Raw genomic sequence first — 12,955 nt, forward strand, 5'->3', positions numbered from 1 at the left:
TTCATAATATAGGTTTAGTTGCAGAGGTTAATAAAATTAACTTTTTTTTATGATTACAAGAAAGTGTGCCATACATTTGCTCTTATCTCAAAGGGGTGCTTATTTATGTAGGCTGAGATTATACCCAACGAACCTGAGCAGATAATGCTGCTAAGGGAAGTAATAGCAATACAAAATATTAGTGTTAGCTAGGTTTAAAGGCAAGTAACAAATAGAGTTTGCCACTCTTAAAAATCAATATAATTTAATAAAAATAACAGCCCCTTTTATTTGTAATACTATTACGAATGAAAACAAACTGTTTTAAATTTAATGCTACTGCACGCAAAAATAGCAGTAACAATAGGCAACCTAGCTTAAAAACTTTAGGCGCAACTTTTGCTTTTTTTGGTTTAGCTTTTTCTGGTTTAGCTCAAGAAAAGGAAATAGACACTTTAGAAGGTAAAAAAGTGATTTTAGATGAGGTTTTGGTGTCAGGAATACGTGTTACAACACAATCTCCTGTTACATTTACAAATTTAACAAAAGAACAATTTAAGTCGCGTAACCTTGGTCAGGATATTCCAATTTTAATGAACTTTTTGCCAGCAGTAGTAACCACTTCAGATGCAGGTGCTGGTGTTGGTTACACAGGAATTAGGGTTCGTGGTACAGATGCTACGCGTGTAAATATTACCATAAATGGTATACCTTATAACGACTCTGAGTCTCACGGTACTTTTTGGGTAAATATGCCAGATTTTGCTTCTTCTACAGAGAATTTACAGCTGCAAAGAGGTGTGGGTACATCTACAAACGGTTCTGGTGCTTTTGGAGCTAGTTTAAACATTTTAACAGATGCCGTTTCTGAAGATGCTTACGGGCAGGTTTCTACATCAATTGGTAGTTTTAATACTTTAAAAAACAACATAAAGTTTAGTACTGGTTTGTTAAATAACCATATTGAAATTTCTGGTAGATTATCTAGGGTAGCTTCAGATGGTTATGTAGACAGGGCTTCATCTAACTTAGAATCGTACTTTTTACAAGCCGCTTATGTAGATGACAATACTTTAATTAAGGCATTGCTTTTTGGAGGTAAACAAGTAACGTATCAATCTTGGGACGGTATAGATAGAAAAACATTAAAAGAAGACAGAACATACAACCCGGTTGGTGCATACCAAGATGAAAATGGAGTTACTCAATTTTATGAAAATGAAAATGATGATTACAAGCAAGATCATTTTCAACTACTTTGGAACGAACAAATTTCTGATACTTGGTCTACTAACCTAGCGGTACACTATACAAAAGGACGTGGTTTTTTTGAGCAATACAAGGAAGATGAAGACCCTGCAGATTATAGCGGCATTGTGGCTGGTTTTAACGGAACAGGTGTTACAGATTTAATTAGAAGAAGGTGGTTGGATAATGATTTTTATGGAACTACTTTTTCTGCTAACTATAAAGAAAATGCTGTAAACTTTATTGTTGGTGGTGGTTACAGCAAATATAAAGGAGACCATTTTGGAGAAGTAATTTGGGCACAACAATTTGCAGTTAATAGTAGTTATGAAGACCGTTATTATGATGATAACTCTACTAAGACCGACTTTAATATCTACACTAAATTAAATTATGAAGTAGATGAAAAATGGAGCCTTTTTGGAGATGTACAATACAGAAGCGTTGGTTATAAGGCTAACGGAGAAGATACAGGTTTGGTAAATGATAGGTTTAACTTTATAAATCCAAAGGCAGGTGTAACTTTTAACTTAAATAAAAATAATAACTTTTATGCTTCTTATGCTGTGGCAAACAGAGAGCCTAACAGAAATGATTATGAAAGCGGTAGTCCTAAACCAGAAAAATTAAACGATTATGAATTAGGTTGGCGCTATGTAACTTCTGCTGTACAGGTAAATACAAACTTGTATTATATGGGTTATAAAGATCAGTTGGTTGTTACAGGTGAGTTAAATGATGTAGGAGCTCCTCTTAGAGAAAATATTGGAGATAGTTACCGTTTTGGTATAGAGGTAGATGCAAATATTGTTATCAATGAGCAGTTTTCTGCCAGGCCAAACATTTCTTTAAGTAGTAATAAAAATAAAGATTTTTTTACAGATAGAGATGGTGGGGTACAAGACTTAGGAGATACAAATATTGCATATTCTCCTAGTGTTGTAGCAGGAAATATTTTTACATATTCGCCAAAAGAGAACATAAAATTATCTTTTTTATCTAAATTTGTGGGCGAACAATACTTAAGTAACACAGACACAGCAAAATCTAAACTAGATAGCTATTTTGTAAATGATTTTAATGTGGCTTACGAGATAAAATTTAATAAAATATTTAAATCTATTGTGTTAAGCGGGCTAGTAAATAATGTTTTTAATGAAAAATATGTATCTAACGGATACACTTATTTAAACAATTGGAAAACTCCTGGCACTACTTTTGAAGTACAAGGTTATTACCCGCAAGCAGGAACTAACTTTTTGTTAGGAGCTACATTTAACTTTTAAAATTTTGAACACTAACCATGTTTATAAAGGGGTGAGCCTTATTTTAGGTTTGCCCTTTTTTTAATTTCTAACGGTGACAATATTTCCGTTAATAGACGAGCTATAAAAAAGCATATCGTGGTATCTTGTATCGCCTTCTGGTCTATTTAAAAACTGACCTGTAAATAAATTATATTTATAGTCTTCGCAAGAGCAAGTAACATTTTGTTTATCAGCATCTAAAATCATTGTAGAGCAAGCACTAGGTTCGTGGTTGGGACAACTAGCTTCAAAAGCCATAAAATTATCAAAACCTGTGTTTATTACAAATATACCCTTGGTGCCAACACCTTGACTGCCTACGTATACACCACTTCCTGTATTTTTTAAAGCACTGTATGATGGTAAGTTTAAGTTTAAATCTATTCTAAAACCTATCTCTTGTAAATAAGGGTTTCTATTGGTTCTACCGCTATCGCAGGCAAATAAAAGTAAAACTGCAAAAAGTGAAAAAAGTGATCTCATAATATATTCTCTTAGTACTAATACAACAGCAAATGTGAACAAAAATTATGTATATTTGTATAAAATCCTCTAGAAATAAGAGGATTTTCTTATTTATAAAACGATAATGTTATGAGTAACGTATCTTATTATACCGCAGAAGGTTTAAAAAAGTTAAAAGACGAGCTTAATCAGCTTAAAGATATAGAGCGCCCAAAAGCGTCACAGGCAATTGCAGAAGCAAGAGATAAAGGAGATTTATCTGAAAATGCTGAGTATGATGCAGCTAAAGAAGCACAAGGATTGTTAGAGCTTAAAATTTCTAAGTTAGAAGAAATTGTTTCTGGAGCCAGAATTATTGATGAGTCTCAGTTAGATACATCTAAGGTGTTAGTTTTATCTACGGTTAAATTGAAAAATCAATCTAACGGTATGGAAATGAAATATACTTTAGTTGCAGAAAGTGAGGCCGATTTAAAAACAGGAAAAATATCTGTAAACTCTCCAATAGGTAAAGGTTTGCTAGGTAAAAGTGTTGGTGATGAGGCAGAAATTGCTGTGCCAAACGGAAAAATTAAACTTACAATTTTAGAAATAACCAGAGCGTAATGGCATCTATTTTTACCAAAATAATAAATGGCGAAATACCTTGCTATAAAGTAGCAGAGGATGCTAATTATTTTGCTTTTTTAGATATTAGTCCAAATGCAAAAGGGCATACACTTTGTGTGCCTAAGCTAGAGGTAGATAAAATTCTAGATTTAGATGAAGAAACCTATATGGGTTTAATGGCTTTTTCTAGAAAAGTAGGTAAAGCTATAGAAGCTGTTATTCCTTGTAACCGTGTTGGTATGTCTGTAATAGGTTTAGAAGTGCCTCACGTGCACGTGCATTTAATACCATTAAATTCTATGGCAGATGCTTCCTTTAAAAAGAAGGAGGAAGTTACTAAAGAAGAGTTTAAATTACTAGCTGCAGCAATAGCTGCTAAAATTCAATAATTTTCTGTGTAAAAACATACACCGCTGCAGCTACTACAGCTGTTAGTATAAGCATAACAATGTAAAATAAAGAGGTGAATTTTACACTTGTTTTTTGTGGTATAGCTAATTTTTGGTAATAGTTAAAAGAGCGCTCTATATCGTCTGTCCAGTTTACAGGATATATAGTAGAGTGGCATCTTTGGCATTTGATATCATTAGTAACCTCATTGGTGGTTTTGTGTATAAATTTCCCAAATTTTTGCTTTTGATAAAAAGTAACCGTCAGCTCGTTATGAAAACATTCTGGGCAGTTATTTTTTATATTAGCCTCTTTAAGTACTACTAATTTCTCCTTAGACATAGTTAAGCTTTTGTTTTTAGCGAAATCTGCATCACAGTGCCATCTTTGCTCGAAGATAACACTTTTACTTTGCCGTTATGGTATTCTTCTACAATTCTTTTAACTAAAGACAGCCCTAAACCCCAGCCACGACGCTTAGATGTGTGCCCTGGATTAAAAATTGAAGCATAGTTTCCTTTGGGTATTCCGTGTCCAGTGTCAGACACTAAAATATTAACAATACTTCCGGCAGGGATAATTTCTATAGCAATATGCCCTTTGCCTCGCATAGCGTCAATTCCATTTTTTACAAGATTTTCAATGGTCCAGTTAAATAAAGGTTTGTTTAGCATAACAGGTAGTTCATCAACCTTACTGTCAAAAGAAAATTGTATAAGTTTAGAGCTTCTTCGTTTTAAATAGTCAAAAGCACTTTTTGTCTCGGCAACAATATCTTTTTCTTCAAGCTTAGGCAATGATCCTATGTTAGAAAACCTGTCTGTTATGGTTTGTAATCTAGAGATATCTTTTTCTATTTCTACAGATATTTCTGGATTTATATTTTCATCTTTTAAAAGTTCATTCCATCCTAAAAGAGAGGTAAGCGGAGTGCCAATTTGGTGTGCTGTTTCTTTGGCCATACCAGCCCAAAGTTTACTCTGTTCAGACGCTTTATTGGTTTTAAAGAAAAAGAAAATTACAGCACCAAATAAAAATATAATTAGCAATAGCGCTAAGGGGTAATACTTTAAATTGTTTAAAACTTCGGAATTTCCATAGTATAAAGTAGCAATTAACTCTCCTTTATGCGTCATTAAAATGGGTGTATTTTCTTTTTTAAAATCTTCTATTTTTTGGTTGATAAATGCAGTGTCTTTTGTTTTTTTACTTTCTATATTTTTAGCATTAAGTGTACCATTTTTATTCACCAAAATCATAGGTGTAGAGGTGTTGTTCTGAAAAATCTTTAAATGTAAATCTCCTAAATCTTCGGTTTGTGAAGAATTACGGAACTCTGTTTGTGCCGTGGCCCAAATCTCCATTTTATGGCGTTCTTCTTTTTTAAATTGTTCAAAAAAACTATTTGTATTCCATAAAATAAGGCTTACAATAAAGAAAGCCCCAACCATTAAGGAAATGTTTATAGTTTTGTTTTTTGGGTTAAAATTCATCTAGCCAATTATAGGGTTTAAAGATAACGTAATTTAATGCACATTTGGTATTTCTATAGTCACATCTTGTTTTAAATAGCGGACAAATTATGTACCTTTGCATTCTATGAAAAAAACAATATCTATAGTTCCAAACGAGGTAACTACAGCAAAATTGCATGGTTATCTTTTAGGGGCGGTTGGTCCTAGACCTATAGCATTTGCTAGTACAGTAGATAAAGATGGTAACCCTAACTTATCTCCGTTTAGCTTTTTTAATGTATTTAGTGCAAATCCGCCAGTTCTTATATTTTCGCCTGCTAGGCGTGTAAGAAACAATACAACAAAGCATACGCTAGAAAATGTATTAGAGACTAAAGAAGTTGTGATAAATATTGTGAATTATGCAATAGTACAGCAAATGTCTTTGTCTAGTACAGAGTATGCAGAAGGGGTAAATGAGTTTAAAAAAGCTGGTTTAACAATGTTAAAGTCTGATGTGGTTACCCCTTTTAGGGTAGCAGAATCTCCAGTGCAGTTTGAGTGTAAAGTTACTAAAGTAGAGGCTTTGGGTGATGAAGGTGGTGCCGGTAATTTGGTGTTTTGCGAAGTTGTAAAAGTACACGTAGATACAGCTGTTTTAGATGAAAACGGAAGTATAGACCAACATAAAATAGATTTGGTTGCCCGTATGGGTGGAAATTGGTACAGTAGAGCTAAAGAAGGTATGTTTGAGGTGCCAAAACCCTTATCTACCTTAGGAATAGGCATAGATAGTTTGCCAGACAAAATAAAAAATAGTAAGTTGTTGTCTGGTAATGATTTAGGTTTTTTAGGAAATATAGAAGAGTTGCCATCTGCAAAGAGTGTAACAGAATTTATAGAAGACAATGATGAAGCCCAGGCAGTATTAGCAACTAGTGACAGTATGCAATTGCAGTTAAAAGCTAAGGAGTATATTTTTAATGAAGATGTAGTTGGAGCATTAAAACTTTTAATGGCAGGTATAGATATTATAGAGTAAGAACTAAATTAATAAACACGCATAAGAAACTAATTTAAGATGGAAGTACAAGGAAAAGTAAAAATGGTTGGGGAAACTCAGACTTTTGGAAGCAACGGATTTAGAAAAAGAGAAGTAGTTGTTACAACAGAAGAGCAATATCCACAACATATAATGGTAGAGTTTGTTCAAGATAAATGCGATTTGTTAAACGGTTATAGTGTTGGGCAACCAGTAAAAATTAGCATAAACCTTAGAGGTAGAGAATGGGTTAACCCACAAGGAGAAACTAAATATTTTAACTCTATACAGGGTTGGAGAATTGAAAACCTACAAGGAGCAGCGCCAGAAGGTGGGGCAGGAATACCTCCAGTGGCACCAGCACAAGCTTTTGAGCCTGCTGATAATTTAAATGAAGAAGATCACGATGATTTGCCTTTCTAGGTTAAATGGTGAATCCAATATATTATTTAACAGATAAGTTAGAGTTTCCTCCAGTACATACAGCTAATGAAGAAGGTTTGTTAGCGGCTGGAGGAGATTTATCTGTAGAACGATTACAACTTGCCTATAAAAGCGGAATTTTCCCTTGGTTTGATGATGATAGATTGCCACTTTGGTGGAGTCCAGACCCAAGAATGGTATTGTTTCCGCAAGAATTAAAAGTTTCTAAAAGTATGCGTAAGCTTTTACGCGATGAAGCTTTTACTGTTACAAAAAATAAAAATTTTGAAGAAGTAATTCACCGTTGTGCTACTGTACCAAGAGATGGGCAGCCTGGCACGTGGATTACCCAAAATATGCAAAACGCATATATAGAATTGCATAAAAAAGGCTTTGCACACTCTTACGAGGTTTGGTTAGATAACCAATTGGTGGGTGGTTTGTATGGCATAGATTTGGGTACTGTGTTTTGTGGAGAAAGTATGTTTAGTGATGTTAGCAACGCATCTAAATACGGTTTTATAACAATGGTACAAGAAATGCAAGCTAACAATTACAAACTTATAGATTGCCAAGTATATACCCAGCACCTAGAGAGTTTAGGCGCCAGAGAAATAGATAGGGATTATTTTATGGAGTTTATTGAGTAGTTGTTAACAAAAACGAAAGAAAAAGCAATGGAACAAAACGGTGAAAAATATGATAGTTTCAGAATAGCTGTTCCAGCAGATTATGAAGAATTATTCTCTCATTTCTATTTTGCCGATAATAAATCTAACAAAACGATAACAAAAACCTTATTACCATCGTACCAAACTATTTTAATTTTCAGTTTTGGCGGAAGTGCGTTACTTAATTCTAAAAACAATTCACAAATAGAAATTAGCAAATGCATTGTATTGGGAACAATACGCAAAGCATTCGACTATTCATTATACCCCAGGACAAAAATTTTGGTCGCTAATTTCAAAGACGATGCGTTTTATCGGTTTTTTGGTAACACTTCACTTGCGGAAAATTTACCAGTTAATCCAGATGAATTATTGAATAAAAACTGCTTTACTTCAATCTGGTATGAACTCAATAAAATTGCTGATGTAAGTCAGCAAGTAAATTACATTCTTGAATTTTGCTCTCCCTATATAGCGCAGCGTAACAATGTTGCTGAACAATTATCAAAATTTACTAAAAACTCCTTAAATCCTATTAAGTCGATTGCTAGCCGGAATAACCAAACAGAGCGAAACATTCAAATTAAACAAAAAAAGTACTTTGGGTATTCTGCTAAAGAAATTAACCGCTACCAGCGCTTTTTAAAGGCGATTGAATACATTGAAAAGATTACCTCAAAGGTTTCAAAAGAAGATTGGTTTACTATTATAAATGATTGTGGTTACTATGACCAAAGCCAGCTAATTAACGACTTTAAACATTACATTAATATTAGTCCAACAGAATACCTAAAATTTCAACAAGATATATGTAATCCAGTAAACTGATTTTCGTTTTCTTACAATTTTAATAGAAAGCAACATTCTACTTTTGCTCTAAAGCATTTTAAAAAAGTAGAAAAATGAAACATTTAATCATTTACGCTCATCCAAATGAACAAAGTTTGAATGGATACCTAAAAAAAATAGTTTTTGATACACTAAACCAACAAAGACACGAAATAAAAGTTAGGAATTTGTATCAACTTAATTTTAACCCTGTACTTTCTTTAGAAGATATAGAAGGACAAAGAAAAGGAAAAGTTTATGAGGATGTAAAAGCAGAACAAAATTACATTGCTTGGGCAGATAGTATTACTTTCATCTATCCAATTTGGTGGACTGGTTTACCCGCTATTATGAAAGGTTACGTTGACCGTGTTTTTAGCTATGGTTTCGCCTATAAGTATGATAAAGGAATTCAAAAAGGCTTACTTGCGGGTAAGCAAGCCATCATTATTAATACACACGGAAAATCACAACAAGAGTATAACGATATAGGAATGGATAGAGCTCTTAAGCTTACGTCGGATAAGGGAATTTATACCTATTGTGGTTTAGAGGTTAAACACCATTTATTTTTTGATCAAGCGGATAGAGTAGATGCTGAAATTATTGAGCAGTGGGCAAAGGAAATCAAATCAATATTTTAAAAATTGATAAAAATATGATCTATTTGCGAATCCCGATGTTCTGGGATTCGCTTTTTTTTTAATACACTAATTGTCTAGTGCAATTTTCACTAAAATGTCAACTACTTTAAACTGCTTGCTGTGTGTGGGTTACTTAGCAACTCTTTAAAAACAGCCCAGCGTTTTTCTGGTTGGTCCACAGTACCACCTTTGGCTTTTACATAATCTGCAACTAGGTCTTTACCTAAATTATAGTTTATAACATAGCTACGGTATTGGTCTATAAAACGTGTGCGTTGCAATGCTCTGTCTGGCGCGTAAAACAAATATTTTTCTAGCCATTTAGCAGCTTCATCTCTAGAGATTTCTCCGTTTAAATATTTTCTTGCAGCTTCATTACCTGCGTAATTTAATTTGCCAATTAACCCTAGAATTTTATAGTATTTATCTGCCTTGCTAGCATCTAAACCTGCAATAGGGAAAAGTACTTCTTTTTCAAAAGCAACACGTTCATCTCCTGGGAAAGCTACGTCTATACCATAGTTTGCACTACCTTCTGCTATTAAAGACTGCGGAGAAAATAATGGGTAAACCGAAAATTCTTTCCATCCTTTAGCATCAACTAAATTTTGTTCTAATAGCGCATTAAATACGTGGTGACCAGGGTAACCCTCGTGGCAAGCTAAGTCTATTGCACGCTGAATAAAAATTGGAAAATCTGTATTTATCTGTATTAAACTTTTACTTTTTCCTTGGTAATAATTGTAGCCAGACCAGCTTTTATCGTTTACATATTCTAAAACAAAATCTTCATTCTGAGGTAATTTAAAATGGTGGTTTGTTCTTTTTCTTGCTTCTGTTATAGCTACCCTAAAAACAGTATCTAACTTATCTTTTGGTATTATAAATTGTTGTTCAAAAGCAGCAAATCTTGTGGCTAAATCTTCATCCCCAGGCAACTCTTCTTCAAGTGCGGCAATAAGTTTGTTAAAGTGTTCTTCTGTAAAATGCGGTGGTTCTGCATCATACAAAAGTTTAGCTTCTTCATCAAAACTATAGGTTTTGCCTGCCAGCATCTCTAGCTTAGTTTTTACAGCAATTAGTTGCTTTTTAAACATTGTATGTCTTGCGGTTTCAATACTAGAAAAAGCAGTTGTATCTACCAAATTAGCGTTTTCTATTAATGTGTTGGCTCTGGCAATAAAATCTGAAGCTGGTATAGTATCTAATTTAGTTGAGGTTGGTTTCCATTCTTCTGGACCGTAATAAGCATCAACAAAATCACTATTATATTGTCCTACTTCTAAAACCAGTTTTACATAATCTTCTGCTAAAGCATTCATTTTAGGCTTTTCTGGTGGTTTACTACAAGATCCTAATGCTATTACAGCAAATAAGGCTACTATTTTATTTTTCATAAGTGTTATTCTTTAGTGGTAATGTTTAAAAGACTCTCATTAAATAAATTAAAAATACGTGTATATTCATCTGTCCAGCTACTAGGCTCTACAAAACCGTGACGCTCTACAGGATATACAGCCATTTCCCAATTCTTTTTTTCTAACTCTATTAAGCGCTGAGATAAACGTACCATATCTTGAAAGTGCACATTGTCATCTACCATACCGTGTAGAATTAATAAGTCTCCTTTTAAACCATCTGCAAAATAAATAGGAGAACTTCTTCTGTAAGCAATGCTATCTGTAACCGGAGTATTTAAAATACGAGCAGTATAACCGTGGTTGTAAGCAGCCCAATCACCAACCGAACGTATTGCAGCACCAGCTTTAAAAGTGTCTGGAGCATTAAACATTCCCATTAGCGTAATAAAGCCACCATAAGAACCACCGTAGATTCCAACTTTATCTTTGTCAATTCCGTATTTTTCTACAAGTAATTTTGCACCATCCACTTGGTCCGATAGATCTTTGCCACCCATATGACGGTAAATGCCTGTACGCCATTTGCTGCCATAACCAGCACTTCCTCTGTAATCTATATCTAAAACAGTATACCCGTTATCTACCAATAGGTTATGAAACATATACTCTCTGTAGTAAGAGCTCCACCATTTATGAGCATTTTGTAAATAACCAGCTCCGTGTACAAAAATTACGGCAGCTTTATTTTTTGTTGCTGTTTTAGGTTGATATAACCTTGCGTAAACCTCTGCACCATCTTCTGCATTAAAAGTAATTACTTCAGAATCTTTCCAGTTGTATTTTTTAAAGTTAGGAGTAAGTGAGTTTGTTATTTGTTTTGGAGCTGTTTTAGCTCTATTTTTTATTGGGTTAGGCTGTAAATATAATTCTGTTGGTTTATTGCTGTATGAGTATATAATAGCCATTTGGCGTTCATCTGGAGATAAAGTAACCTCGTTATTACCAACCATTGTAGTTAACTGAGTTAATTTACCACCTTTTAAAGGCATTGTATAAAATTGTCTGTCTCCAGGATGATTTTTATTAGCCGTAAAATACCAACGTTTTTTGTCTATAGATATGGTTGGTTCATAAATTTCAAAATTACCAGAGGTAAGTGCTTTTGTTTTTTTAGTTAACACATTAGTGCTGTACAAATGAGAATATCCCGTTTTTTCAGACTGGTACCAAATACTATTGTCATCTGGTAACCAACCTAAATTGCCCCAACCAATTCCTGGGCCGGCAATCCAAGCTTTATCGTGCTGGTGGTCTAAATTTGTAACAGTACCATCAGCAAGGTTTAAAAGAACTATCCAACGGTCTTTATAATCGTTAGAGCTAATGTCTAAAACGGCTTTTTTGCCATCTGCACTCCAAATAGGACCAACTATGTAGCCAATTCTGTTGTCGTTTTTATAGGCTTTGTTTGGGTAATCTTTAGTATACTCTGGTACATAGTCTAAACCTTCTAAATTATCTAAAGATACAGGATACGTTTTTTTGTTTTTGATGTCGTAAATATGAAGCTCGTAGCTGCTTGGCTTGTCGCCAACCTTAGAGCGAGTATTTTCATTTTCTACATAACCAGATTCTGTTACAAAGTGTGGCATTGTAGTGCGCTTGTTATTTGCATAAGTAGCAGCAATATAGGTTACATAACTACCATCTGTACTAATACTTTGACTACTAATAGATTTGCCTTCTGTGTATATAGAAAACAACTCTTTTTCTTTGTAACGCTTCATTGCCTTTTTACGAGCATCTTCTTTTGCTTTACGCTCTTTTAAAACATTAAAAAGAGCAAGTTGGTCGTTACGTAACCACTCGTCTTTATCGCTTAAACGTTTTTCTTGATCTTTTTTATCTGTAAAATTTGTGATTTGTACAGTTGCACCAGTTGTTGTATTCCAAGTATAAATATTTTGTCCTTTTTGATATGCAATTTTACTGTCGTACTCTATAAATTTAGCATTTCTTTCTCGGTCTTCTGTCTGTGTAATTTGTATGGTTTTGTTGGTGGCAACATCAGTATAAAAAATGTCTCCACGTTTTACATATACTTTTTTTGTTCGTTCAGAATTAAAAGTAGGGAAAGAGGGTAAGTTGTATTCGGTTTCAAAATCTACTTTAGCAGTTTTTTCTGTGTTTAAATTGTATACGTATAGTGAGTCACTAAATGCATTTTCTGTATTCCAATTAAAGTAAATGCTTTTACTGTCTTGAGACCATTTGGGGGCAGAAGGTAAGTGGCCAACAAAGGCATCTCCTTGCATAATTTGTTTAATACTTAAAACCGATTTGTTATTTTCTTGTGCGTAGATTGATAACGAGCAAAGCAGAATGCTTATGCTAAAAAGGAACTTCTTTTTCATTTTTTTTGGTTCTTTCTGATGATTTTTAGACTAGGTCAGCGTCTGTAGTTTTTTAATGCACTAAAGTTAGCATTATTTCCAATTACATAATAATATATTCTAAGTATCTGTTTGGTCTGT

General features: G+C 33.8%; 13 protein-coding genes and 1 riboswitch. Of the genes, 8 read left to right on the forward strand and 5 right to left on the reverse strand.

What is annotated here, in order from left to right; translation table 11 throughout:
- Window positions 1-81: 81 nt before the first annotated feature.
- Window positions 82-176: riboswitch (TPP riboswitch) on the forward strand.
- A 111-nt stretch (window positions 177-287) separates the two neighbouring features.
- Entirely contained in the window at window positions 288-2,513 is a 2,226-nt protein-coding gene (locus Q4487_RS16300) for a TonB-dependent receptor (protein ID WP_303545219.1), read from the forward strand.
- Between the two features lie 60 nt (window positions 2,514-2,573).
- Here the strand turns inward: Q4487_RS16300 and Q4487_RS16305 are convergent, their stop codons facing one another.
- Window positions 2,574-3,017 carry a hypothetical protein gene (locus Q4487_RS16305; RefSeq protein ID WP_100894702.1) on the reverse strand — a complete coding sequence of 148 codons (444 nt, stop codon included), beginning with the start codon at window positions 3,015-3,017 and terminating at the stop codon, window positions 2,574-2,576.
- A gap of 111 nt (window positions 3,018-3,128) precedes the next feature.
- On the opposite strand from Q4487_RS16305, the gene greA reads away from it, so the two are divergent.
- The gene (greA, locus tag Q4487_RS16310) at window positions 3,129-3,605 is read left to right on the forward strand and encodes a transcription elongation factor GreA (protein ID WP_100894703.1); all 477 of its coding nucleotides are present in this window, start codon (window positions 3,129-3,131) and stop codon (window positions 3,603-3,605) included.
- Window positions 3,605-3,997, forward strand: coding sequence for an HIT family protein (locus Q4487_RS16315; RefSeq protein ID WP_303545224.1), 393 nt, complete (start codon window positions 3,605-3,607; stop codon window positions 3,995-3,997). Before greA ends, Q4487_RS16315 begins: the two co-directional genes overlap by 1 nt.
- Here the strand turns inward: Q4487_RS16315 and Q4487_RS16320 are convergent.
- Window positions 3,984-4,340, reverse strand: a complete 357-nt coding sequence (locus Q4487_RS16320) for a hypothetical protein (protein WP_100894705.1) — start codon at window positions 4,338-4,340, stop codon at window positions 3,984-3,986. The genes Q4487_RS16315 and Q4487_RS16320 overlap by 14 nt on opposite strands.
- A 2-nt stretch (window positions 4,341-4,342) precedes the next feature.
- A complete protein-coding gene (locus Q4487_RS16325; protein ID WP_303545226.1) occupies window positions 4,343-5,491 on the reverse strand; it encodes a PAS domain-containing sensor histidine kinase in 1,149 nt (382 codons plus the stop codon).
- A 106-nt stretch (window positions 5,492-5,597) separates the two neighbouring features.
- On the opposite strand from Q4487_RS16325, the gene Q4487_RS16330 reads away from it, so the two are divergent.
- The 5 genes from Q4487_RS16330 to Q4487_RS16350 all read left to right on the forward strand — a co-directional run bounded on the left by Q4487_RS16330 (window position 5,598) and on the right by Q4487_RS16350 (window position 9,060).
- A complete protein-coding gene (locus Q4487_RS16330; protein ID WP_303545229.1) occupies window positions 5,598-6,494 on the forward strand; it encodes a flavin reductase family protein in 897 nt (298 codons plus the stop codon).
- Window positions 6,495-6,533: 39 nt separating this feature from the next.
- Complete coding sequence (locus Q4487_RS16335) at window positions 6,534-6,917, forward strand: DUF3127 domain-containing protein (protein ID WP_100894708.1); 384 nt, start codon at window positions 6,534-6,536, stop codon at window positions 6,915-6,917.
- A gap of 5 nt (window positions 6,918-6,922) precedes the next feature.
- On the forward strand, window positions 6,923-7,567 hold the full coding sequence (gene aat / locus Q4487_RS16340; RefSeq protein ID WP_034645898.1) for a leucyl/phenylalanyl-tRNA--protein transferase: 645 nt from the start codon (window positions 6,923-6,925) through the stop codon (window positions 7,565-7,567).
- 27 nt (window positions 7,568-7,594) lie between these two features.
- The gene (locus Q4487_RS16345) at window positions 7,595-8,416 is read left to right on the forward strand and encodes an AraC family transcriptional regulator (protein WP_303545235.1); all 822 of its coding nucleotides are present in this window, start codon (window positions 7,595-7,597) and stop codon (window positions 8,414-8,416) included.
- A gap of 74 nt (window positions 8,417-8,490) precedes the next feature.
- Window positions 8,491-9,060: an NAD(P)H-dependent oxidoreductase gene (locus Q4487_RS16350; protein ID WP_303545240.1), complete on the forward strand. Its 570-nt coding sequence runs from the start codon at window positions 8,491-8,493 to the stop codon at window positions 9,058-9,060.
- A gap of 101 nt (window positions 9,061-9,161) precedes the next feature.
- On the opposite strand, the gene Q4487_RS16355 is transcribed toward Q4487_RS16350, so the two are convergent.
- Window positions 9,162-10,457, reverse strand: a complete 1,296-nt coding sequence (locus Q4487_RS16355; protein WP_303545243.1) for a hypothetical protein — start codon at window positions 10,455-10,457, stop codon at window positions 9,162-9,164.
- Window positions 10,458-10,462: 5 nt separating this feature from the next.
- Window positions 10,463-12,835 carry a prolyl oligopeptidase family serine peptidase gene (locus tag Q4487_RS16360; RefSeq protein ID WP_303545246.1) on the reverse strand — a complete coding sequence of 791 codons (2,373 nt, stop codon included), beginning with the start codon at window positions 12,833-12,835 and terminating at the stop codon, window positions 10,463-10,465.
- Window positions 12,836-12,955: the final 120 nt, after the last annotated feature.

It is taken from the genome of Cellulophaga sp. 3_MG-2023 (assembly GCF_030546975.1).
GTDB lineage: Bacteria > Bacteroidota > Bacteroidia > Flavobacteriales > Flavobacteriaceae > Cellulophaga.